This window comes from Helicobacter pylori (genome assembly GCA_008032935.1).
Lineage (GTDB): Bacteria > Campylobacterota > Campylobacteria > Campylobacterales > Helicobacteraceae > Helicobacter > Helicobacter pylori_CX.
Genome location: CP032039.1, coordinates 529,615 through 551,558 on the forward strand (window position 1 = coordinate 529,615; position 21,944 = coordinate 551,558).

Below are 21,944 nucleotides of genomic sequence, written 5' to 3' on the forward strand. Positions count from 1 at the left end.
GGCATGGGACAAAAAGTTAATCCGGTAGGTTTGAGATTAGGTATTAATAGGAATTGGACTTCCAGATGGTTCCCTAGCGCTCGCACCGCTCCAAGCAATATTGATGAAGACAATAAGATTAGGAAATTCCTTAAAAAAGAGCTTTATTACGCTGGCGTGAGCGAGATTGTGATTGAAAGAGCGGCTAAAAAACTGCGCGTTACGGTTGTAGCGGCTCGCCCAGGGCTTATCATTGGTAAAAAAGGCGTGGATATTGAAAAGGTCAAAGATGGCTTAAAAACGCTCATCAAAAAAGAAGTCTCCATTAATATTAAAGAAGTCAAACGCCCCCAAGCTGACGCCCAATTAGCCGCAGAAAATGTAGCCACCCAGCTAGAAAAAAGGGTCGCTTTCCGCCGCGCGATGAAAAAGGTCATGCAAGCGGCGTTAAAATCCGGCGCTAAAGGGATCAAGGTGCGCGTTTCTGGCCGTTTAGCAGGGGCTGAAATCGCTCGCACCGAATGGTATATGGAAGGGCGCGTGCCTTTACACACCTTGAGGGCTAAGATTGATTACGGCTTTGCTGAAGCGATGACGGTATATGGTATTATTGGCGTGAAAGTGTGGATTTTCAAAGGGGAAGTTTTGCAAAAAGGCATCCAATTTGAGAAAAAAGAAGAGGCTAAAGAAGAAAGAGAGCCTAGAAGAAGCAGAAGAGGGAGGCAATAATCATGTTAATGCCAAAAAGAACAAAATACAGAAAGCAAATGAAAGGGCGCAACCGTGGGAAAGCCCATCGTGGTAACTCTATTGCGTTTGGGGATATTGCGATTAAAGCCATAGAGCATGGGAGGATTGATTCACGCCAGATTGAATCCGCAAGGGTGGCCATGACAAGGCACATTAAAAGAGCGGGTAAGGTGTGGATTAGAGTGTTCCCTGATAAGCCTTTGACCGCTAAACCTTTAGAAACCAGGATGGGTAAAGGTAAAGGCTCTGTGGAGAAATGGGTGATGAATATCAAGCCGGGCAGAATCGTTTATGAAATGCTAGGCATTGAAGAAGGACTAGCGAGAGAAGCTTTAGCGTTAGCTCAGAGCAAACTTCCTTTTAAAACCAAAATTGTAACTTGTGAGAGCGAAAATGAAATATACTGAATTGAAAGATAAAAGTATCAAGGAATTAGAAGAGTTGTTGCATGCTAAAAAAGCGGAGCTTTTTGAGTTGCGCGTTAAGTTAAAGGCTATGCAATTGAGTAATCCTAACGAGATTAAGAAAGCCAGAAGAAATATCGCTCGCATTAACACGGCCATTAATGCGCATTATTCTTCTAGCGTTGAGTAAAAAAAGGGTAAGCAATGAATACGAAAGAGCCGCATAAGAGGTTAGTGCAAGGCAAGGTTATCAGCAAGTTTGCTGAAAAAAGCGCTGTGATTCTTGTGGAAAGAAAAGTGGTGCATGAAAAATACCGCAAGATTGTTAAAAAGTTTAAAAAATACACCATCCATGATGAAAACAATCAGGTGAAAGTAGGGGATTTTGTGAGCGCGATTGAGTGCAGACCGCTTTCTAAAACCAAGTCTTTCACGCTTAAAGAAATTTTAGTAGTGGGAGTATAAGCATGATACAGAGTTTTACAAGATTGAATGTCGCTGACAATAGCGGCGCTAAAGAAATCATGTGCATTAAGGTGTTAGGAGGCAGCCATAAACGCTATGCGAGCGTGGGTAGCGTGATCGTGGCTTCCGTGAAAAAAGCTATCCCTAATGGTAAGGTGAAACGCGGTCAAGTAGTCAAAGCCGTTGTGGTGAGAACGAAAAAAGAAATCCAAAGGAAAAATGGTTCTTTGGTGCGTTTTGATGACAATGCAGCGGTGATTTTGGACGCTAAAAAAGATCCGGTTGGCACAAGGATTTTTGGGCCCGTGAGCCGAGAAGTGCGTTACGCTAATTTCATGAAAATTATTTCTCTAGCGCCGGAGGTTGTATAATGAAAAGCGAAATCAAAAAAAATGACATGGTGAAAGTCATTGCAGGAGATGATAAGGGTAAGGTCGCTAAGGTTTTAGCGGTGTTGCCTAAGACTTCTCAAGTGGTTGTTGAAGGGTGTAAAGTGGTGAAAAAAGCGATTAAACCTACCGATGATAACCCTAAAGGGGGCTTTATCCATAAAGAAAAGCCCATGCACATTTCCAATGTGAAGAAAGCCTAAGGAGTTAGATACATGTTTGGTTTGAAACAATTTTATCAAAATGAAGTGAGGGCAAAACTCGCTCAAGAATTAGACATCAAAAACCCCATGCTTTTACCCAAGCTAGAAAAAATCGTTATCAGCGTGGGCGCTGGGGCTCATGCAAAAGACATGAAAATCATGCAAAATATCGCGCAAACGATTTCTTTGATTGCAGGGCAAAAAGCGGTTATCACTAAAGCGAAAAAATCCGTTGCAGGCTTTAAGATCAGAGAAGGCATGGCGGTAGGGGCGAAAGTTACCTTAAGGAATAAACGCATGTATAATTTCTTAGAAAAGCTGATTGTGATTTCATTACCCAGAGTGAAAGACTTTAGAGGGATTTCACGAAATGGTTTTGATGGGCGTGGGAATTACACCTTTGGGATCAATGAGCAGTTGATTTTCCCGGAAGTGGTTTATGATGATATTATGGTCAGTCATGGCATGAACATCACTATGGTAACTTCTACGGACAACGATAAAGAAGCGTTCAAGTTGTTAGAATTGCTTGGATTGCCTTTTGCAAAAGTGAGATAAGGGGTTAATATGGCTAAAAAATCAATGATAGCAAAGGCTCAAAGGAAACCAAAATTCCAAGTAAGGGCTTATACCAGATGTCGCATTTGTGGGAGACCTCATTCGGTTTATAGGGATTTTGGACTTTGTAGGGTGTGCCTAAGAAAAATGGGCAGTGAGGGACTCATCCCAGGCTTGAGAAAAGCCAGTTGGTAAGGATAAGATATGGTAAATGATATAATTGCAGATTCATTAACTCGTTTGAGAAACGCTTCTATGCGCCGCTTAGAATTCACACAGCTTTATTACGCAAAGATCGTGGTTTCTATTTTAGAGATTTTTAAAGAAAAAGGTTTCATTAAAGATTTCAATATCAAAGATAAAGACAAGAAACAATCGGTTTATGTGCAATTGGCTTATGATGAAAAAGGGCATTCAAAAATCAGCGAAGTGAAGCGCTTAAGCAAGCCCGGTCGTCGTGTGTATAAGCAAAAAAACGAGTTGAAGCGCTTTAAAAATGGCTATGGCGTGATTGTGGTAAGCACTTCTAAGGGGGTGATCACCAACGAAGAAGCTTACAGACAAAATGTCGGTGGCGAAGTGCTTTGCAGCATTTGGTAAAGGATTAGAAATGTCAAGAATCGGGAAAAGAATCATTGAAATCCCAAGCTCTGTGCAAGCGAGCGTGGAAGGGAGCAAGCTTCTTTTTAAAAACAGCAAAGAAAAGCATGAGTTAGAAACTCACAACCGAGTGAAAATCACGCTTGAAAACAACCAATTGAGCTTCCAGCCTGTGGGCGAAGACGCGCAGTCTAGGGCTTATTGGGGGACTTATGGGGCGTTAGCCAACAACATTGTAACAGGCTTAAGTGCCGGTTTCAGTAAGACTTTAGAAGTCAATGGCGTGGGCTATAAGGTGGCTTTGGGCAATAAAACTTTGGATTTGAGTTTGGGTTTTAGCCACCCGGTGAAATACCCCATTCCAGCAGGGATTGAAATGGTGGTGGAAAAAAACACGATCACGATCAAAGGGAGCGATAAGCAACAAGTAGGGCAAGTCGCCGCTGAAATCAGGAGCTTCAGACCCCCAGAGCCATACAAGGGCAAGGGCGTGAAATACAGCAATGAAGTCATTATTAGAAAAGCTGGTAAAACAGCTAAAAAATAAATAAGGTGGAGTGATGAACGCGAAAGCATTGTATAAAAAGAAAGCCTTAAGAGATCGCCGAAAATTAAGGATTAAAAGCAAGCTCTTGGGCGATAAATTAAGGCCTAGGGTGAGCGTTTTTCGTTCGAATCGCTATTTCTATGCACAAGCGATTGATGATGTTAAACAAAGCACCATAACGCATATTGACGGCAGGAAAATGGGCTTTAAAAACACGCAAGAAGACGCTAAGAAATTAGGCGCTCTCTTTGCTGAAGAATTGAAAAAAGCAGGGATTGAGCGAGCGGTTTATGACAGGAATGGTTACCTCTATCATGGCGTGGTGGCAGCGTTTGCTGAAAGCTTGAGAGAGAACGGGATCGCTCTATGACAGAAAGGAAAGATATGGAAGAAATTAACAGAGAAGAGTTTCAAGAAGTCGTTGTGAATATTGGTCGTGTAACCAAAGTGGTTAAGGGCGGTAGGCGGTTTCGTTTTAACGCTTTAGTGGTTGTGGGCAATAAAAATGGGCTTGTAGGCTTTGGTTTGGGCAAGGCTAAGGAAGTCCCTGATGCGATTAAAAAAGCGGTAGATGATGCGTTTAAAAACCTAATCCATGTAACCATTAAAGGCACAACTATCGCTCATGATATTGAGCATAAATACAACGCAAGCCGTATTTTACTCAAACCGGCGAGTGAGGGAACGGGAGTGATTGCTGGGGGTTCAACGCGCCCTATCGTGGAACTAGCAGGCATTAAGGATATTCTCACCAAATCTTTAGGCTCCAACAACCCCTATAATGTGGTGCGCGCGACTTTTGACGCTTTAGCGAAAATCAAGGCGTAGTTAAAAAGGATATGATGATGGGATTAGAAAATTTAAAACCGGCTAAAGGTAGCGTTAAAAAAATCAAACGAGTGGGCCGTGGTCAAGGAAGCGGCATGGGAAAGACGGCCACAAGGGGCGGTAAAGGCCAAACCGCAAGGACAGGCTATAAGGCTAAAAGAGGCTTTGAAGGAGGGCAACAACCCTTACAACGCCGTTTGCCTAAAATAGGTTTTAGGACTAAAGATTCTCATATCTATTCTATCAATGTAGAAAAGAATGGAGCGATTAAAAATTTAGAAGAAATCACTTTTTCAAGCTTGCGCGCTTTGCACCATTTCCCCCTTTATATTGAAGGCGTGAAATTGATCGGTAAAGACGCTAAAAACCTAGCTTCTAAAATTAAAGATGAGAGAATCAAAACAAGCGGGCAGAAGTAATGCCCTTATCAGCTTGATTGGAGAGGAATAAGTTAATATGAATAAAGCTATTGCTAGTAAGATACTCATCACTTTGGGTTTTTTATTTCTCTACAGAGTCTTAGCTTATATCCCCATTCCTGGCGTAGATTTAGCAGCGATCAAGGCTTTTTTTGACAGCAATTCCAACAACGCTTTGGGGTTGTTTAACATGTTTAGCGGGAATGCGGTTTCTCGCTTGAGCATTATCTCTTTGGGTATCATGCCTTATATCACTTCTTCAATTATCATGGAGCTTTTGAGCGCGACTTTCCCCAACCTGGCTAAAATGAAAAAAGAGCGAGACGGCATGCAAAAATACATGCAAATTGTGCGCTATTTGACCATTTTAATCACCCTAATCCAAGCGGTGAGCGTTTCAGTGGGCTTAAGGAGCATTAGCGGAGGAGTCAATGGAGCGATCATGATTGATATGCAAGTCTTTATGATCGTTTCAGCGTTTTCTATGCTTACAGGGACGATGCTGCTCATGTGGATAGGGGAGCAAATCACGCAAAGGGGCGTGGGGAATGGGATCAGTCTCATTATTTTTGCCGGGATTGTTTCAGGGATCCCATCGGCTATTTCAGGCACATTCAACTTGGTCAATACGGGCGTTATTAATATCTTAATGCTCATTGGTATTGTGCTGATTGTTTTAGCGACTATTTTTGCGATTATCTATGTGGAATTAGCCGAGCGCAGGATCCCTATTTCTTATGCGCGTAAAGTGGTGATGCAAAACCAAAACAAGCGCATCATGAATTACATTCCCATTAAGTTGAATTTAAGCGGGGTGATCCCTCCTATTTTCGCTTCAGCTTTGCTCGTGTTCCCTTCTACGATTTTGCAGCAAGCCACAAGCAACAAAACCTTGCAAGCGATTGCGGATTTTTTAAGCCCGCAAGGGTATGCGTATAATATTTTGATGTTCTTACTCATTATCTTTTTTGCTTACTTTTATTCTTCTATCGTGTTCAATTCTAAGGATATTGCGGATAATTTAAGGCGTAATGGCGGGTATATTCCAGGGCTTAGGCCTGGAGAGGGGACTTCATCGTTTTTAAATTCTGTAGCGAGCAAGCTCACTTTGTGGGGTTCGTTGTATTTAGCGCTCATTTCTACCGTGCCTTGGATTCTGGTTAAGGCTATGGGCGTGCCTTTTTATTTTGGAGGCACGGCGGTGCTGATTGTGGTTCAAGTCGCTATTGACACCATGAAAAAGATTGAAGCGCAAATTTATATGAGCAAGTATAAAACTTTAAGCGCGGTAGGCTTTTAATGGCGATCTCTATTAAAAGCCCAAAAGAAATCAAAGCTCTAAGAAAAGCTGGGGAATTGACCGCACAAGCGTTAGCCCTTTTAGAGCGAGAAGTAAGGCCTGGGGTTTCACTTTTAGAGCTGGATAAAATGGCTGAAGATTTTATCAAATCCTCGCATGCTAGGCCTGCTTTTAAGGGGCTCTATGGTTTCCCTAACTCTGTGTGCATGTCCTTAAATGAGGTGGTCATTCATGGCATTCCTACGGATTATGTTTTACAAGAAGGGGATATTATAGGCTTGGATTTGGGGGTGGAGGTGGATGGCTATTATGGCGATTCAGCCCTCACGCTTCCCATAGGCGCGATAAGCCCGCAAGATGAAAAATTGCTCGCTTGCTCTAAAGAGAGCTTGATGCATGCCATTAATTCAATCAGGGTGGGCATGCATTTTAAAGAGTTGAGTCAGATTTTAGAGAGCGCTATTACAGAAAGGGGCTTTGTGCCTTTGAAAGGATTTTGTGGGCATGGCATTGGTAAAAAACCCCATGAAGAGCCAGAAATCCCCAACTACCTAGAAAAAGGCGTCAAGGCTAATAGCGGCCCTAAAATCAAAGAGGGCATGGTATTTTGCTTAGAGCCTATGGTGTGTCAAAAACAGGGCGAGCCTAAAATACTAGCGGATAAGTGGAGCGTGGTTTCAGTGGATGGGCTTAACACAAGCCACCATGAGCATACTATCGCTATAGTTGGCAATAAAGCAGTGATTCTTACGGAGCGTTAATGGCAAGAGATGATGTTATAGAAGTGGATGGAAAAGTGATTGAGGCGTTGCCTAACGCCACTTTTAAGGTGGAATTAGACAATAAGCATGTGGTGTTGTGCCGTATTTCTGGAAAGATGCGCATGCACTATATTAGGATTGCTTTAGGCGATAGGGTCAAGCTAGAGCTTACGCCCTATAGCTTAGACAAGGGTCGGATAACTTTTAGATATAAATGAATTTAAGGGTTATTTCAATGAAAATATGTTAGTATAAAAGCTTTTAATAGTGCCTAATTTTTTCAAAGGAGAAAAATCATGAAAGTCAGGCCATCAGTGAAAAAGATGTGCGATAAGTGCAAAATCATTAAAAGAAGGGGCGTTATTAGAGTGATCTGCGCTACCCCTAAACACAAACAAAGACAAGGATAAAGCATGGCAAGGATTGCTGGTGTGGATTTACCAAAAAAGAAGAGAGTAGAGTATGCCCTTACCTATATTTATGGGATTGGGCTTAAGAGTTCCAGAGAGATTTTAGAAGCGGTAGGCATTTCTTTTGACAAGCGCGTGCATGAATTGAGTGAAGATGAAGTGTCTAGTATCGCTAAAAAAATCCAACAAAGCTACCTAGTAGAGGGCGATTTGCGTAAAAAAGTTCAAATGGATATTAAATCTTTAATGGACTTAGGGAATTATCGTGGGATCAGGCATCGTAAGGGTCTTCCTGTAAGAGGCCAAACCACCAAAAATAATGCTAGGACTCGTAAGGGTAAGAAAAAAACCGTGGGTAGCAAGTAGCGGATAAGGAGATGATGATTTAATGGCTAAGAGAAATGTAACGGCTAAAAAGAAAGTAGTCAAAAAGAATATTGCTAGAGGGGTTGTTTATATTTCAGCGACCTTTAATAATACCAACATCACTATCACTGATGAAATGGGTAATGTGATTTGCTGGAGCACGGCGGGCGGTTTAGGGTTTAAAGGCTCTAAAAAATCCACCCCTTATGCGGCCCAACAAGCTGTAGAAAGCGCTCTAAGCAAGGCTAAAGAGCATGGCGTTAAAGAAGTGGGCATTAAGGTTCAAGGGCCAGGAAGTGGGCGTGAGACCGCTATTAAGAGCGTGGGCGCGACAGAGGGCGTTAAAGTGCTTTGGATTAAAGACATCACCCCGCTCCCTCATAATGGTTGCAGACCCCCTAAAAGAAGAAGAGTGTAAGGAGGCTTTATGGCAAGATATAGAGGCGCAGTAGAAAGACTAGAAAGGCGTTTTGGGGTTTCTTTAGCTTTAAAAGGTGAAAGGCGATTGAGCGGGAAGAGCGCACTAGATAAAAGGGCTTATGGGCCAGGCCAGCATGGGCAAAGACGCGCTAAGACTTCTGATTACGGGTTGCAATTGAAAGAAAAGCAAAAAGCTAAAATGATGTATGGCATTTCTGAAAAGCAATTCAGGAGTATTTTTGTGGAAGCCAATCGCTTGGACGGCAATACGGGTGAAAACCTTATCCGCTTGATTGAAAGAAGATTGGATAATGTTGTCTATCGCATGGGGTTTGCGACCACTAGAAGCTCTGCTAGGCAATTGGTAACGCATGGGCATGTGCTTGTGGATGGTAAGCGTTTGGATATTCCCTCTTATTTCGTGCGTTCAGGGCAAAAAATTGAGATCAAAGAAAAAACCAAGAGCAACCCTCAAGTGGTGCGCGCGATGGAATTGACGGCTCAAACAGGGATTGTGCCATGGATTGATGTGGAAAAAGATAAAAAATACGGCATCTTCACCCGCTACCCTGAAAGAGAAGAAGTGGTTGTCCCTATTGAAGAAAGACTCATTGTAGAATTGTATTCTAAGTAAGGGGTTAGAGCATGAAAGTTATCAAAACAGCACCTTTGATCCCATCAGAAATTAAGGTGCTAGAGAAAGAGGGCAATCGGGTTAAGATTTCTCTGGCTCCATTTGAGTTTGGTTACGCTGTTACGCTCGCTCATCCTATTAGAAGACTCTTGCTTTTAAGCTCTGTGGGGTATGCTCCTGTAGGTTTAAAGATTGAAGGTGTGCATCATGAGTTTGACTCTTTAAGGGGGGTTACTGAAGATGTGTCGCTTTTTATCATGAATTTAAAGAATATCCGCTTTATAGCTAAGGCGTTAGTGGGGCAGGATAGCTCTTTAGAAAACCAATCGGTTGTGGTGGATTATTCTTTTAAAGGGCCTATGGAGCTTAGGGCTAGGGATTTGAATTCTGAGCATATAGAAATCGTCAATCCGGAAATGCCCCTAGCGACAATCAACGAAGACGCTCAATTGAATTTTTCGCTCATTATCTATAAAGGAATGGGGTATGTCCCAAGCGAAAACACAAGGGAATTGATGCCTGAGGGCTACATGCCATTAGACGGATCTTTCACGCCGATTAAAAAGGTCGTTTATGAGATTGAAAATGTTTTGGTTGAGGGCGATCCCAACTATGAAAAAATCATTTTTGATATTGAAACAGACGGGCAGATTGACCCTTATAAAGCGTTTTTATCAGCGGTGAAAGTGATGAGCAAGCAACTGGGCGTTTTTGGCGAAAGACCCATTGCTAACACGGAGTATTCAGGCGATTACGCTCAAAGAGATGACGCTAAAGATTTGAGCGCTAAGATTGAAAGCATGAATTTGAGTGCCAGGTGTTTTAATTGCTTGGATAAAATCGGCATCAAGTATGTGGGCGAACTCGTGTTGATGAGCGAAGGAGAGCTTAAGGGCGTGAAAAACATGGGTAAAAAATCCTATGATGAAATCGCTGAAAAATTGAATGATTTGGGCTATCCGGTAGGCACAGAATTAAGCCCTGAACAAAGAGAGAGTTTAAAGAAAAGATTAGAAAAATTAGAAGATAAAGGAGGTAACGACTGATGAGACACAAACACGGATACCGCAAGCTTGGGAGAACCAGCTCGCACAGGAAGGCGTTATTAAAGAATTTAGCGATCGCTTTGATTGAGCATAACAAAATTGAAACAGGGATTTATAAAGCTAAGGAGTTGCGCAGTTACATTGAGAAATTAACGACAGCGGCTCGTGTGGGCGATTTTAACGCGCACCGCCATGTTTTTGCCTATTTGCAAAACAAAGAAGCCACCCACAAGCTTGTAACCGAAATCGCGCCCAAATACGCACAAAGGAATGGCGGATACACCAGGATCCAACGCACCACTTTTAGAAGAGGGGACGCTTCCACTCTAGCCACCATTGAATTTGTGTGAAATTTGATGAACTGCTAGCCAAGATTTAGTCTTGGTTGGTGGTTATCGCTTTGATTTTATCCTTTTAAAAGAAGCACTTAAAAGCTTTGACTTTGTTTTATTGATCATGAAATTTAAAAAATGCTAAAAAACATTTTCTGTGATCAAAATATAAAAGAGCTTAGTTAAGCGATAACCTCCAAACTGCAAAAATAAAGTAACTAAAACCCTATTTTTTAAAAAATTAAAATAAACTCAAAACTCGCACTGGCTTTTATCCCACCCTTTAATTGAACGGCATTTCTTGCATTTTTATTGAGATTTCCAATTGGTTTGATGATTGTAAGAAATCCAACTGCTGGAGATTGAGTTAGATGGATTGTGTTTTAGACATGCTAGATATTGGCTATTCCTCTATACTAAACTGCTTTGGATTTTAGCCGATATGAGTGATAGGTTGATTTAGTCGCTTTGTAATGGTTTTGTTGAAAAAATATGAACTCCTATCATTGTGTCCGCCACACAATGCACATTAAAAACACTAAACCTACCACCTCCACGCAAAGCGAAACTGAATCAATCTTTCTATACTTGCTAACTCAAACGCTTCTTAACTTGACACAACATACAGACAAAAACTTGCCTAGCAAAACCCGCTCATAAGAACTTTTGATACACCAACACCACCGATTTAGGTGTAGAGCTAAGGCTAAAAAAATGATCTGTAGCTTCATTGAGCGAACCAGAAAAGAGCGTTTTTAAACGCAAGTTTTTTAAGGGATATTTGAGGTTTTTAGAAGTGAATCGGGCTTTAAGATCCAAGCTAAAAAGCGAGATTTGCTCCCCTTTAAAACTGGGCAAGGTAAAAGGGGTTTCTAACACCCTAAAAAGACCATAGTCGCTTACGGCTTGGATTTTTTGGCAAAATTTAAAATACTCCAACAATAAAAAAGTGTTCGCTAAAGCGTGATCTTCTCGCTTGCCATTCAACCCTAAAAAAATAAAGTCATCACAGCCTTTATTCAAAGCATAAAAAAAGGCTTTGGACAAATCGTTGCTGTCTTGTTCGCTCATGCGTATAGGGTTATACAAGGCTTTCAAATGCGAATCAATGCTATCTAGATCGCCTATAACAACGCTGGGTTTGAATTGAAGCGCATGCAAGGACTGGACAGCCCCATCGCATGCGATTAAAAAGGGAGCGTTTTTTAAAATGTCTAAGCATTTTTGAGATTTAGGAAACTCCCCATTCGCTAAAATCACTGCTTGCATGACTGATTCCAGCGGTTAAAATAATACAAGCCAATAAAAAGGTATAGAATCGTTGTGAAGAGTTGCACCAAGCTCTCTGTAGAAATTTGGAAAATACAAAACCACACGATAATAGACACGATATTCCCCAAAGTCATTAAAACATAACTCTCCATATAACGCAAAACCTGCAAAATAAAAGCAATAATAAAGATGACGAAATTAAAACTCTCTGCCCATAAAAAATTCGTTTTAATCTCTTTAAAAAACAAAGCGCTCACACAAGTTAAAACCCCTATGCCTAAAATGAGTATAAAACGCCAATTTTTGGGAAGTTTTTGAGCCTTGATAACGCCTTCATGCTGCTCTGTCTTTTTCCATGCGAACAGCCCATAAATCGTTACCGGCATATACAAAAAAAGGCATAAAATCACATCAGCGTTTAATTTCCACTGATAAGCGACATAAGCGTAACTCAAATTGTAAACAAGACCAAACACAAAGCAAATCGTTTGCCTTTCTCCGGCAAAAAACGCATACAAAACCCCACTAAGCCCCGCTAAAAGATTGATAAACGAGCCTTTGACAAGGATGTTAGTGATGGTTAAAAACACGCAAGAAAGAATGAGTATGGTGTAAAATCGTTTGGATAGTTGGGTGGTTATTAACATGCTATTTCCTTACGCAAGAATTACCTTGACAAGTTCTACGGGTTTGATCTCAGCCTTTTAAAAACTTGAGCGTTTTAAAAAGCACCCCTTAAATGCTCCTTATTGTAACATAAATCAGTGAGAACGCACTTTAAAGTTTCTTTAATTTTTTTACTCCCCCCTCCATTTAATGACATTTGGGTTAAATCACCACCCTAATTTAGCGCAAAGCCTAGAACAAATCCCAAAAACACACAAGAAAGCAAGCATAACCAAACCCTCTATAAGGAGATTGCTAGGATGCCCACAATACGCCGAGATCTCATGGATAGCGGCAATAAAGGGCATCGTTAAAAGTGCCATATAAAAATCCCTCAGTCTTGCCCCTAACACAGCGTCATGAAACGCGCCAAAAAACCTAGCCTTAAAAATGGCTTTGAGAAACCTAGGGTATCTTACTTGGAAAGATTTATAACAATCCCTACCTCGAGGGTCAAATAAAAGGTTAGACAATAGAGCCGCTATTAAGAGTGTTAGCCATGCATAATAACTATCTTTAGGGCTAAAAAGTGGATCGACAGCGCCTAGGCTATAAGGAATTGTGGATATGCATCCCGCATAGACTATGGCCACTGCCCATTGATATTCCCAGTCGCTCAAACGCTTTTTGATATTCATGCTCTCTCCTTTCTTGCCCAAAGCTACCTATCATACACGAAATGACGATCATAGGTGGGTTCTCTTGGGGCTTGTGGCTCTCTATCAACGCCACGGATGTAATCTTCTACTCTATCGCCTATTTCAGACCCAATATATCCTCCTGCTGTGCCACCAACAAATTTCCCTAATCCAATACCCACTGGACCTCCAGGAACCCCAATTGCTCCTCCAATTTTATCACCAACAAAACCCCCAACACCACCCCCTATAAGTTTGCCTAATTCACCCCTTGCCTCTATTTTAGGACTAGCTATAGCCGCATTAGCCATTGCACCGCATAAAACCACTACACAACTAAATGCTTTTAATCCACTCATAACAAATCCTTTCATAAATTGAGATTCAAAAATTGAGACTCAAGGCATGTTTGGCACACCTTGATGAGAATATTTATACCACAATCGCATTCAAAGTATTGTTACAGATTAGTAAAATATCACAAAAAGATTAATAAGTGTTTTGTTTCTACACAAATTACAGGATTAAGGTAAATCATTGGTTTTATGGTTTTAGCATTTTTTAAGCGTTTTGGAGCGTCAAGTTTCAAGCATCAAAGCCTTTAATTGCGTTTTTACACTAACCGCTTAAAAATTGAACGCCTGTTTTGAATATATTAAACGCTTTTTTATTTTTATGCTAAACTATTTTGAGTTTTGGCCGATGTGACTTGATACAGAGGTTAAACCAATCATAAATGGTAGGGTTAATTCCATCTCGCTCTGTAATAGGTTTGAAACCATGCATCTAAGATTGACTCCTATCTTGTAAGTGCCATACTACAAGTTCCCATAATAAAAACTTCTAAAAATCAAAACCTACAGAGCGAGATGGAATTAACCTTTTATGATTACAAAGGATAGCCAATCTTAAACAACCAATACAAGCCCTATAATATCATTAATCGCTATTCAAAATCACAGATATTTTAATACAGCGTTCAATTTTTGAAAGCAAGAGCCTGCTCACAAACCTTTTTAACAACAAATTTTTATACCATATCACAAGCTTTCGTGTTAGAATGCGTATTGAATTGATTTTAGGAGTGTAAAAATGCAAATTTCACAATATCTGTATCAAAACGTGCAATCTATTTGGGGGGATTGTATTTCCCATCCGTTCGTTCAAGGCATAGGGCGTGGGACTTTAGGAAGAGATAAATTCCGTTTTTATATCATTCAGGATTATTTGTTCCTTTTAGAATACGCTAAGGTGTTTGCTTTAGGCGTAGTTAAGGCTTGTGATGAAGCGGTGATGAGGGAGTTTTCTAACGCTATACAAGATATTTTGAATAACGAGATGAGTATCCATAACCATTACATTAGAGAACTTCAAATCACTCCAAAAGAATTGCAAAACGCGCGCCCCACTCTAGCGAATAAATCCTATACAAGCTACATGCTCGCTGAAGGGTTTAAGGGCTCTATTAAGGAAGTTACGGCGGCTGTTTTAGCCTGTGGCTGGAGCTATTTAGTGATCGCGCGAAATTTGAGCCAAATCCCCAACGCTTTAGAACATGCCTTTTATGGGCATTGGATTAAGGGCTATAGTTCAAAAGAATTTCAAGCGTGTGTAACTTGGAACATTAATTTGCTTGATTCCCTCACCCTCGCTTCTTCAAAACAAGAAATTGAAAAATTAAAGGAGATTTTTATCGCTACAAGCGAATACGAATATCTGTTTTGGGATATGGCGTATCAAAGTTAAAGTAAAAGTTTTTGTCCTGTTAGAAAAACGCAAGAGAAGAAAATATCTATCTCTTGCAAAACGATTATTGAGCGTAAGCTTCTAGTTTGATTTCAACCTTTACCTCATCTCCAACGACAGCATCGTTAAATGTTTTACCGATACCAAAATCCTTGCGGTTGATTTTGCCTTCAGCTTGTAATACCATGAATTCTTTTTTATTCATGGGGTTTTGCAAGGGGGCTTGGATTTTGGCTTCCAATACGACAGGTTTGGTTACGCCATGAAGGGTCAAATCCCCATGGATTTTACCATCTTCGTATTTTGTCATTTTAAAACTCCCTTTTGGGTATTTTAGTGCATCAAAAAACTCTGCTGTTTTTAGGTGGTCGTCTCTTTTTTTGTTCCTAGTGTTGATGCTCTTAATATCAATTTTGCCTTCAAAAACATTGAGAGCTTTGGTATTAGGATCGGCATCAATTTTGCCATCAAAACTATCAAACACGCCTCTTGTTTCATTGAATTTGAAGTGTTTGACCTCAAACCACACGCTAGAGTTTGCCTTATCAATCGTATAGGGTTTTGCAAACACCAAACTAACACCAAAAAGGGTGGATATTAACGCTTTTTTCATTGTTTCCTCACTTCATTTTGAATTAAAAAAGCCAACTATACAACAATTCGGTTAATGGTTAATGATAAAAATACTCCTAATCATCTGTTTTAAGGTATAATACAAAAAATCCCCATTAGGTAGGTGTTGTTATGATAAAAAAGACCTTTGCATCAGTTTTATTAGGATTGAGTTTGATGAGTGTTTTAAATGCCAAAGAATGCGTTTCGCCCTTGATTCAAAGCGCTAAATACCATCAGCAAAGCGCTGAGATCAGGGCCTTGCAATTGCAAAGTTACAAAATGGCGAAAATGGCGCTAGACAATAATCTCAAGCTCGTTAAAGACAAAAAGCCAGCCGTCATCTTGGATTTAGATGAAACCGTTTTAAACACGGCGGATTATTCGGGCTATTTGATCAAAAATTGCATTAAATACACCCCAGAAACTTGGGATAAATTTGAAAAAGAAGGCTCTCTTTCGCTCATTCCTGGAGCGCTAGACTTTTTAGAATACGCTAATTCTAAGGGCGTTAAGATTTTTTACATTTCTAACCGCACGCAAAAAAATAAGGTATTCACCTTAAAAACGCTCAAAAGTTTTAAACTCCCCCAAGTGAGTGAAGAATCCGTTTTATTAAAAGAAAAAGGCAAGCCTAAAGCCGTTAGGCGAGAGTTAGTTGCTAAGGATTATGAGATTGTTTTACAAGTGGGCGATACTTTGCATGATTTTGACGCGCTTTTTGCTAAAGACGCTAAAAACAGCCAAGAACAACGGGCTAAAGTCTTGCAAAACGCTCAAAAATTCGGCACAGAGTGGATCATTTTACCCAACTCTCTTTATGGCACATGGGAAGATGGGCCCATAAAAGCATGGCAGAATAAAAAATAAAATTTATCCATCGCATAAGAACGATTTTTGCTAACATGACAAAAAATTTGATCTCTTAGGCGGAGTCATGGATTTTGTAGGGTTTGAAGATTTAAAATGTAAAGATAAAGAAAACTCTCAAAAAGTTTTTGTAATCCGTAACGATAAGTTAGGCGATTTTATTTTAGCCATACCCGCTTTAATCGCTCTCAAGCATGCTTTTTTAGAAAAAGGCAAAGAAGTGTATTTGGGCGTGGTTGTACCTAGCTATACCACCCCAATAGCCTTGGAATTCCCTTTCATTGATGAAGTCATTATAGAAGACAACCGTTTGAGTGCCACTCTCAAAAGTAAATCCATTGACGCTCTTATCTTTTTATTTTCTAATTTTAAAAACGCCAGACTCGCTTTTAGTTTGAGGAAATTTATTCCTTATATCCTAGCCCCAAAGACTAAAATCTATTCTTGGTTTTATCAAAAGAGCGTGCGCCAAAACCGCTCTTTATGTTTAAAAACCGAATACGAATACAATTTGGATCTCATCCATGTGTTTTGTAAAGATCACAACCTCCCTAACGCCCAACTTAAAAAAATCGCATGGAAGCTTAAAGACAAATTCAAAGAGCGATCCATCATCGCTTCAAAACTCAACGCTGATGTTGATCTATTGTGGATCGGCGTGCATATGCATAGCGGAGGCAGTTCGCCCGTATTGCCTGCCTCGCATTTCATTGAGTTGATTGCAATCTTGCATGAAAAATTAAGTTGTGAGATCATTCTTATTTGCGGGCCAGGCGAGAGGAAAGCCACAGAAGAACTCCTTAAAAAAGCCCCTTTCGCTCATCTCTATGATACGAGCCATAGTTTAGTGGATTTAGCCAAATTGTGCACGAATTTAAGCGTCTATATCGGGAACGCTTCAGGCCCTTTGCATGTGAACGCTTTATTTGACAACCAATCTATCGGGTTTTACCCTAACGAACTCACCGCCTCTATTGCCAGATGGCGGCCTTTCAACGAACAATTTTTAGGCATCACCCCACCTAATGGATCAAACGACATGGGTTTGATTGACATTAAAAAAGAAAGCGAAAAGATTATGGGATTTATCACAAAAAATCTTTCTCATCACGCGCAAGAAAGATAACCGCAACAAACATTAAAATTTCTAATTTCCTCATAAATTGAGCCTTGAGGGATTCAATTTGAATTTAAGCTAGATTAGCTCTCGCACCAACTAGGCTAATAAGATTTTGTGCTCATTTATCTATTTCTTGTAAAATACGAGTTTATTTTTAGCGTGAAGAAATTGATGGTTAGTCTCATAGAAAAAGCCCCTTACATTCCCTACCCCCTAGCTCTTTATGAAAAGTTAGAGCAACCACACACCTTGCTTTTTGAAAGCGCTGAGATTGAGAGCAAAGCGCACACCAAATCCCTTTTAATGGCTAAAGCCTGTTTGAAGCTAATTTGCAACCACAATATCGTAACTATCACTAGCCTAACGCCTAATGGCGGGGCGTTTTTGCAAACATTGAGCGCGTTTTTTAAAACGCCTATACAAGACAATGCCCTAATTTTAACCTACACCAAAAATAAAAAAACGCAAGATGAGTTTTTAAAACTCTTTGAACCTAGCCCCTTTGACGCTTTGAGGGGGCTTTTTAAAAGCGTTAAAACAAAACCCAAACACCCTTTTATGCTTTTAAGCGCAGGCGTTTTTTCTTTTGAAATGCTCAATTTTTTTGAAGATTTACCACACTTAAAAGCACAAGACAACACCGCGCATGACTTTATTTTTATGTCGCGCAAAATTTGATCATCATAGACCATAAAGAAAAAAGCGCTGAAATTTTGGGGGCGTGTTTTGATGGACGCTTTAAAACAGAGATAGCTAAAGAATTACAGGATTTAAAAGAGTTGGCTAAAAACATCAAAAGCGATTTTATCCCTAAAAAAGCTAAGCAAAGCACAGAAGTTAGCGTTAGTTGTGATGATAGCGAGTTTGAAAAAAGGGTGCTATCCTTACAAGAAGAAATCAAAAAAGGCGAGATTTTTCAAGCGGTGTTGTCGCGTAGCTTTTATATGGAGTGCTTGGAGGGTTTGAGCGCGTATTACCATTTAAAGCTCTCTAACCCTAGCCCTTATATGTTCTATATTAAAGACAGCGATTTTATCCTTTTTGGGGCAAGCCCTGAGAGCGCTTTAAAATACAACGCCCTAATGAATACGGCTGAAATTTATCCCATTGCTGGCACTCGTTTAAGAGGTAAGGACAAACAAGGGAATATTGATTACGATTTGGATAGTAAAATGGAATTTGATTTGCAACACGACTATAAAGAAAGGGCTGAACACATCATGCTAGTGGATTTAGCCAGAAACGACATGGCCAGAGTTTCAAAAAAACGCTATTGCGATAAGCTTTTAAAAGTGGATAAGTATTCCAATGTCATGCATTTAGTCTCAAGGGTTGTGGGGGAATTGAAAAAAGGGTGCGATAGTTTGCATGCTTACAGGAGTTTTATGAACGCCGGCACGCTTAGCGGAGCGCCTAAAATCTCTGCGATCAAGCTCATTTACCAATTAGAAAACCAAAGGAGAGGCTCTTATGGGGGGAGCGTGGGGTATTTAAATAGCGAGGGCTCTATGGATTCTTGCATCACTATCCGTTCATGTTTTGTTAAAAACAATAGGGCGCTGATCCAAGCAGGAGCCGGTATCGTGTTAGACAGCGTGCCGCAAAACGAAGCGAATGAAACAAGAGCCAAAGCGCAAGCCCTTATTGATGCGATCAGGAAAACAAGCTTATGAAAATCTTTTTTATAGATAATTTTGATTCTTTCTCTTATAACTTGGTGTATGAATTAGAGTGTTTGGGTTATGAAGTGGCTGTTTATCAAAACGATATTGATCCGAGTTATCTTATGGATTTGATGAATGAAGAATCAAAAACGCCTTTATTGTTCATTTCACCCGGGCCTGGTAACCCTAGTAATTCAGGCAATCTTTTAAAAATCATTGAAATGGCTAAAAAGAAATTCCCCATTTTAGGGGTTTGTTTAGGCTTACAGGCTTTAGCGCAAAGCTATGGGGCTAAAATCATAAGGAGCAAAGAAATCGTGCATGGCAAAGCGACGACTATTGCGCTCAAAAAGCATGCCGTTTTTAAAGGTTTAGGGGAAAGCATGGTGGTGGGGCGTTACCATTCTTTAATGGCGAGCGGGTTGCCTAAAAATTTAGAAGTGATCGCCGAACATGACAATATCCCTATGGCTATTGTCAATGAAGAAGATAGAATTTTAGCCTATCAATTCCACCCTGAAAGCATCATGACTTTACAAGGGAGGGCGCTGTTGGAGCAAAGCGTAGGGTTTTTAGAAGGGTTATTATGAAAGAGATTTTAAACGCTCTTTATCATCAAAAAGATTTGAACGATGAAGAAGTTAAAAAGTTATTCACTCTCATTATCAACGAAAAAGTAAGCCCGGCGCAACTTGGGGCCATTTTGTGCGCTTTAAAAATCAAGGGCGAGAGCTTTAAGGAGATTAGCGTTGCTGCGGCCACGCTTTTAGAGCATGCCCCTAAGCCTTTTAACAGCGGCTTGGATTTAATAGATAATTGCGGCACAGGGGGCGATGGGCTAAAAACGATTAACATCAGCACGATTGCCGCACTCATTGCCAGCTCTATGGGATTGCCTATGGCCAAACATGGATCAAGAAGCGTGTCCAGTCATAGCGGGAGCGCGGATTTGTTGGAAAATTTAGGCGTGAATATTGAAATGAACCCCATGCAATTAGAGAATTGCTTCAAACAAACGCATTTTGGGTTTTTGTTCGCGCCCTTATACCATCAAAGTTTTAAAAAATCCGCCCCTTTAAGAAAAGAGCTTTTCACTAAAACGATTTTTAATTGCTTAGGGCCTTTAATCAACCCCTTAAGGCCCAAAATCCAGCTTTTAGGCGTGTATGAAAAATCCTTGTGTAAGACTATGGCTCTAGCGTTGAAGGCTTTAGGCGTTAAAAGGGCGATGGTGGTTAATGGAGGGGGACAGATGAAATCGTGTTGCATGACATTACGCATGCGTGTGAATTGAAAAATAATGAAATTTTAGAGTATGACTTGAGCGCTAAAGATTTTGACTTACCCCCCTATGATTTGAAAGAATTACAGATTGAAAACGCCAAAGAAAGCGTTCAAGCGTGCTTAGATATTTTAGAAAATAAAGGAAAGGATTCGCACACGATGGTGGTTGTGGCGAATGTGGCGAGTTTGTTGTATTTAAGCCATAAAGCTAAAGATTTAAAAGAGGGCGTGGGCATGACTTTAGAGCATTTAAAAACCAAAGCGCCTTATGCGCATTTGCAAAAAATCATAAGGCTAAGCCATGCCTAGCGTGTTAGAAAACATCCTTAAAGACAAACTCCTAGAAGTCTCTGCGCTCAAAAAAAATCACACCTTGCCCGCAAACATAACTCCAAGCGATAGGGATTTTAAAAAAGCGTTACTAGAAAAAAAAACCAACTTTATTTTAGAATGTAAAAAAGCATCGCCCTCTAAAGGTTTAATCAGAAAAGATTTTGATCTGTTAAAAATAGCCAAGACTTATGAAAAATTTGCCTCTTGCGTTTCAGTTTTAGCTGATTCTAAATATTTTTTAGGCTCTTATGAAAACATTAAGATCGTTTCGCAGCATTCCACTAAGCCTATTTTATGCAAAGATTTTATCATTGATGCTTTTCAGATCAAACTTGCTAGGATTATGGGAGCTGATGCGGCACTTTTAATGTTAAGCGCGTTAGATGATAAAAATTATTTAGAGCTTTTCAACCTCGCCAAATCTTTAAACATGAGTGTGTTAACTGAAGTTTCCAACCAGCAAGAAATTGAGCGCTTGCTCAAACTCCAATACGACATTATAGGCATCAATAACAGGGATTTACACACCCTGACAACCGACATTAACAACACGCTCAAATTGCGCTCTCTCTTGCCTAAAGACGCGCTCGTGGTGAGTGAGTCCGGTATTCATTCGCACACACAAATCAAAGCCCTAGCCCCTTATGTGAATGGCTTTTTAGTGGGCAGCTCTTTAATGAAAGAAAAGGATTTGAAAAAAGCGTGTGTTAAATTGATTTTAGGCGAAAATAAAGTGTGCGGGCTTACAAGGATTAAAGACGCTAAAGCCGTTTATAAAAACCATTTCATTTATGGGGGTTTGATTTTTGAAAAATCTTCGCCCAGATACATCAAGCCTAAAGAAGCCCTAAAAATCACAAAAGCGGTTAAAAAATTGGATTTTGTGGGCGTGTTTGTGAAAGATAGCATTAAAAAAATTCAAAAAATCGCTAAAAAGCTTGATTTAAAAGCGGTGCAGCTTTATGGCTATTCGCAAAAAGAAATCGCTCAATTAAAAAAATCGCTCCCTAAAACTTGCGCGATTTGGCAAGTAATAAGCGTGATGAGCGCTAAAGATTTAGTGCCTAAAATTCAAGAAGCCTCTCTGATTTTATACGACACTAAGGGGGATAAAATGGGAGGCAATGGCGTGAGTTTTGATTGGGAAATTTTAGAAAATGTCAAAACGCCTTTCATGCTAGCTGGTGGGCTTAATTTGGATAATATTCAAAAAGCCTTGAAGATTAAAGCGTTGGGTTTGGATTTCAATTCCGGTTTAGAAATAAGCCCCGGGATTAAAAATAAGGATAAAATCAAGCGATTAGCCCGAATTTTAAGAGAGTATTAAA

Annotated in this window: 32 protein-coding genes, 2 pseudogenes and 1 riboswitch; of the genes and pseudogenes, 29 read left to right on the plus strand and 5 right to left on the minus strand. The window is 40.2% G+C overall.

Annotated elements, in window-relative coordinates; translation table 11 throughout:
- Positions 1-3: 3 nt before the first annotated feature.
- The 22 genes from rpsC to rplQ all read left to right on the plus strand — a co-directional run bounded on the left by rpsC (position 4) and on the right by rplQ (position 10,429).
- Complete coding sequence (rpsC, locus tag D2C78_02660) at positions 4-708, plus strand: 30S ribosomal protein S3 (GenBank protein ID QEF34941.1); 705 nt, start codon at positions 4-6, stop codon at positions 706-708.
- Positions 709-710: 2 nt separating this feature from the next.
- The gene (locus tag D2C78_02665; protein QEF34942.1) at positions 711-1,136 is read left to right on the plus strand and encodes a 50S ribosomal protein L16; all 426 of its coding nucleotides are present in this window, start codon (positions 711-713) and stop codon (positions 1,134-1,136) included.
- Positions 1,123-1,323 (plus strand): 50S ribosomal protein L29, encoded by a 201-nt coding sequence (locus D2C78_02670; GenBank protein QEF34943.1) that lies wholly within the window; start codon positions 1,123-1,125, stop codon positions 1,321-1,323. The genes D2C78_02665 and D2C78_02670 overlap by 14 nt, the downstream gene beginning before the upstream one ends.
- Before the next feature lie 14 nt (positions 1,324-1,337).
- Complete coding sequence (locus D2C78_02675) at positions 1,338-1,598, plus strand: 30S ribosomal protein S17 (GenBank protein ID QEF34944.1); 261 nt, start codon at positions 1,338-1,340, stop codon at positions 1,596-1,598.
- Between the two features lie 2 nt (positions 1,599-1,600).
- The gene (locus tag D2C78_02680; GenBank protein ID QEF34945.1) at positions 1,601-1,969 is read left to right on the plus strand and encodes a 50S ribosomal protein L14; all 369 of its coding nucleotides are present in this window, start codon (positions 1,601-1,603) and stop codon (positions 1,967-1,969) included.
- The gene (locus tag D2C78_02685; GenBank protein QEF34946.1) at positions 1,969-2,190 is read left to right on the plus strand and encodes a 50S ribosomal protein L24; all 222 of its coding nucleotides are present in this window, start codon (positions 1,969-1,971) and stop codon (positions 2,188-2,190) included. The genes D2C78_02680 and D2C78_02685 overlap by 1 nt, the downstream gene beginning before the upstream one ends.
- 12 nt (positions 2,191-2,202) lie before the next feature.
- Positions 2,203-2,748, plus strand: coding sequence for a 50S ribosomal protein L5 (locus D2C78_02690; protein ID QEF34947.1), 546 nt, complete (start codon positions 2,203-2,205; stop codon positions 2,746-2,748).
- Positions 2,749-2,757: 9 nt separating this feature from the next.
- Positions 2,758-2,943: a 30S ribosomal protein S14 type Z gene (locus tag D2C78_02695; GenBank protein ID QEF34948.1), complete on the plus strand. Its 186-nt coding sequence runs from the start codon at positions 2,758-2,760 to the stop codon at positions 2,941-2,943.
- 9 nt (positions 2,944-2,952) lie between these two features.
- Positions 2,953-3,348 (plus strand): 30S ribosomal protein S8, encoded by a 396-nt coding sequence (locus tag D2C78_02700; GenBank protein ID QEF34949.1) that lies wholly within the window; start codon positions 2,953-2,955, stop codon positions 3,346-3,348.
- 10 nt (positions 3,349-3,358) lie between these two features.
- Complete coding sequence (locus D2C78_02705; protein QEF34950.1) at positions 3,359-3,895, plus strand: 50S ribosomal protein L6; 537 nt, start codon at positions 3,359-3,361, stop codon at positions 3,893-3,895.
- A 13-nt stretch (positions 3,896-3,908) separates the two neighbouring features.
- The gene (locus D2C78_02710) at positions 3,909-4,265 is read left to right on the plus strand and encodes a 50S ribosomal protein L18 (GenBank protein QEF34951.1); all 357 of its coding nucleotides are present in this window, start codon (positions 3,909-3,911) and stop codon (positions 4,263-4,265) included.
- Between the two features lie 14 nt (positions 4,266-4,279).
- On the plus strand, positions 4,280-4,723 hold the full coding sequence (rpsE, locus tag D2C78_02715; protein ID QEF35805.1) for a 30S ribosomal protein S5: 444 nt from the start codon (positions 4,280-4,282) through the stop codon (positions 4,721-4,723).
- A gap of 17 nt (positions 4,724-4,740) precedes the next feature.
- Positions 4,741-5,142 (plus strand): 50S ribosomal protein L15, encoded by a 402-nt coding sequence (locus D2C78_02720; protein QEF34952.1) that lies wholly within the window; start codon positions 4,741-4,743, stop codon positions 5,140-5,142.
- Positions 5,143-5,179: 37 nt separating this feature from the next.
- The gene (gene secY, locus D2C78_02725) at positions 5,180-6,442 is read left to right on the plus strand and encodes a preprotein translocase subunit SecY (GenBank protein QEF34953.1); all 1,263 of its coding nucleotides are present in this window, start codon (positions 5,180-5,182) and stop codon (positions 6,440-6,442) included.
- On the plus strand, positions 6,442-7,203 hold the full coding sequence (gene map, locus D2C78_02730) for a type I methionyl aminopeptidase (protein QEF34954.1): 762 nt from the start codon (positions 6,442-6,444) through the stop codon (positions 7,201-7,203). Before secY ends, map begins: the two co-directional genes overlap by 1 nt.
- The gene (locus D2C78_02735) at positions 7,203-7,421 is read left to right on the plus strand and encodes a translation initiation factor IF-1 (GenBank protein ID QEF34955.1); all 219 of its coding nucleotides are present in this window, start codon (positions 7,203-7,205) and stop codon (positions 7,419-7,421) included. The genes map and D2C78_02735 overlap by 1 nt, the downstream gene beginning before the upstream one ends.
- A 78-nt stretch (positions 7,422-7,499) precedes the next feature.
- The gene (rpmJ, locus tag D2C78_02740; protein ID QEF34956.1) at positions 7,500-7,613 is read left to right on the plus strand and encodes a 50S ribosomal protein L36; all 114 of its coding nucleotides are present in this window, start codon (positions 7,500-7,502) and stop codon (positions 7,611-7,613) included.
- A gap of 3 nt (positions 7,614-7,616) precedes the next feature.
- On the plus strand, positions 7,617-7,979 hold the full coding sequence (locus D2C78_02745; GenBank protein ID QEF34957.1) for a 30S ribosomal protein S13: 363 nt from the start codon (positions 7,617-7,619) through the stop codon (positions 7,977-7,979).
- 22 nt (positions 7,980-8,001) lie between these two features.
- Complete coding sequence (locus D2C78_02750; protein QEF34958.1) at positions 8,002-8,397, plus strand: 30S ribosomal protein S11; 396 nt, start codon at positions 8,002-8,004, stop codon at positions 8,395-8,397.
- 9 nt (positions 8,398-8,406) lie between these two features.
- Positions 8,407-9,033, plus strand: a complete 627-nt coding sequence (gene rpsD, locus D2C78_02755; protein QEF34959.1) for a 30S ribosomal protein S4 — start codon at positions 8,407-8,409, stop codon at positions 9,031-9,033.
- A gap of 11 nt (positions 9,034-9,044) precedes the next feature.
- On the plus strand, positions 9,045-10,079 hold the full coding sequence (locus D2C78_02760; protein QEF34960.1) for a DNA-directed RNA polymerase subunit alpha: 1,035 nt from the start codon (positions 9,045-9,047) through the stop codon (positions 10,077-10,079).
- Positions 10,079-10,429: a 50S ribosomal protein L17 gene (gene rplQ / locus D2C78_02765; GenBank protein QEF34961.1), complete on the plus strand. Its 351-nt coding sequence runs from the start codon at positions 10,079-10,081 to the stop codon at positions 10,427-10,429. Before D2C78_02760 ends, rplQ begins: the two co-directional genes overlap by 1 nt.
- Positions 10,430-11,065: 636 nt before the next feature.
- Here the strand turns inward: rplQ and D2C78_02770 are convergent.
- From D2C78_02770 to D2C78_02785, 4 genes are all read right to left on the minus strand, one after another.
- Complete coding sequence (locus D2C78_02770; protein QEF34962.1) at positions 11,066-11,680, minus strand: thiamine diphosphokinase; 615 nt, start codon at positions 11,678-11,680, stop codon at positions 11,066-11,068.
- Entirely contained in the window at positions 11,668-12,330 is a 663-nt protein-coding gene (locus D2C78_02775; GenBank protein ID QEF34963.1) for a nicotinamide riboside transporter PnuC, read from the minus strand. Before D2C78_02775 ends, D2C78_02770 begins: the two co-directional genes overlap by 13 nt.
- Positions 12,320-12,429: riboswitch (TPP riboswitch) on the minus strand. It overlaps the preceding gene by 11 nt.
- 87 nt (positions 12,430-12,516) lie before the next feature.
- Positions 12,517-12,987: a hypothetical protein gene (locus tag D2C78_02780; GenBank protein QEF34964.1), complete on the minus strand. Its 471-nt coding sequence runs from the start codon at positions 12,985-12,987 to the stop codon at positions 12,517-12,519.
- A gap of 23 nt (positions 12,988-13,010) precedes the next feature.
- The gene (locus tag D2C78_02785; protein QEF34965.1) at positions 13,011-13,361 is read right to left on the minus strand and encodes a pantothenate kinase; all 351 of its coding nucleotides are present in this window, start codon (positions 13,359-13,361) and stop codon (positions 13,011-13,013) included.
- A gap of 718 nt (positions 13,362-14,079) precedes the next feature.
- On the opposite strand from D2C78_02785, the gene tenA reads away from it, so the two are divergent.
- Positions 14,080-14,733 carry a thiaminase II gene (tenA, locus tag D2C78_02790; GenBank protein ID QEF34966.1) on the plus strand — a complete coding sequence of 218 codons (654 nt, stop codon included), beginning with the start codon at positions 14,080-14,082 and terminating at the stop codon, positions 14,731-14,733.
- A 64-nt stretch (positions 14,734-14,797) separates the two neighbouring features.
- Here tenA and D2C78_02795 read toward each other — a convergent pair whose 3' ends face one another.
- A complete protein-coding gene (locus D2C78_02795) occupies positions 14,798-15,346 on the minus strand; it encodes a polyisoprenoid-binding protein (protein ID QEF34967.1) in 549 nt (182 codons plus the stop codon).
- 131 nt (positions 15,347-15,477) lie between these two features.
- Between D2C78_02795 and D2C78_02800 the strand changes: the two genes are divergently transcribed.
- The 6 genes and pseudogenes from D2C78_02800 (at position 15,478) to trpF (ending at position 21,943) form a co-directional block, all read left to right on the plus strand.
- A complete protein-coding gene (locus D2C78_02800; GenBank protein ID QEF34968.1) occupies positions 15,478-16,215 on the plus strand; it encodes a 5'-nucleotidase, lipoprotein e(P4) family in 738 nt (245 codons plus the stop codon).
- 67 nt (positions 16,216-16,282) lie between these two features.
- On the plus strand, positions 16,283-17,341 hold the full coding sequence (locus tag D2C78_02805) for a lipopolysaccharide heptosyltransferase family protein (GenBank protein ID QEF34969.1): 1,059 nt from the start codon (positions 16,283-16,285) through the stop codon (positions 17,339-17,341).
- A 165-nt stretch (positions 17,342-17,506) separates the two neighbouring features.
- Positions 17,507-19,008 (plus strand): annotated as a pseudogene (trpE, locus tag D2C78_02810) (anthranilate synthase component I).
- Positions 19,005-19,589, plus strand: a complete 585-nt coding sequence (locus D2C78_02815) for an aminodeoxychorismate/anthranilate synthase component II (GenBank protein ID QEF34970.1) — start codon at positions 19,005-19,007, stop codon at positions 19,587-19,589. The pseudogene trpE and the gene D2C78_02815 overlap by 4 nt, the downstream one beginning before the upstream one ends.
- Positions 19,586-20,592: pseudogene (gene trpD, locus D2C78_02820) on the plus strand (anthranilate phosphoribosyltransferase). Before D2C78_02815 ends, trpD begins: the two are co-directional and overlap by 4 nt.
- Positions 20,585-21,943 carry a bifunctional indole-3-glycerol-phosphate synthase TrpC/phosphoribosylanthranilate isomerase TrpF gene (gene trpF, locus D2C78_02825; protein QEF34971.1) on the plus strand — a complete coding sequence of 453 codons (1,359 nt, stop codon included), beginning with the start codon at positions 20,585-20,587 and terminating at the stop codon, positions 21,941-21,943. Before trpD ends, trpF begins: the two are co-directional and overlap by 8 nt.
- Position 21,944: the final 1 nt, after the last annotated feature.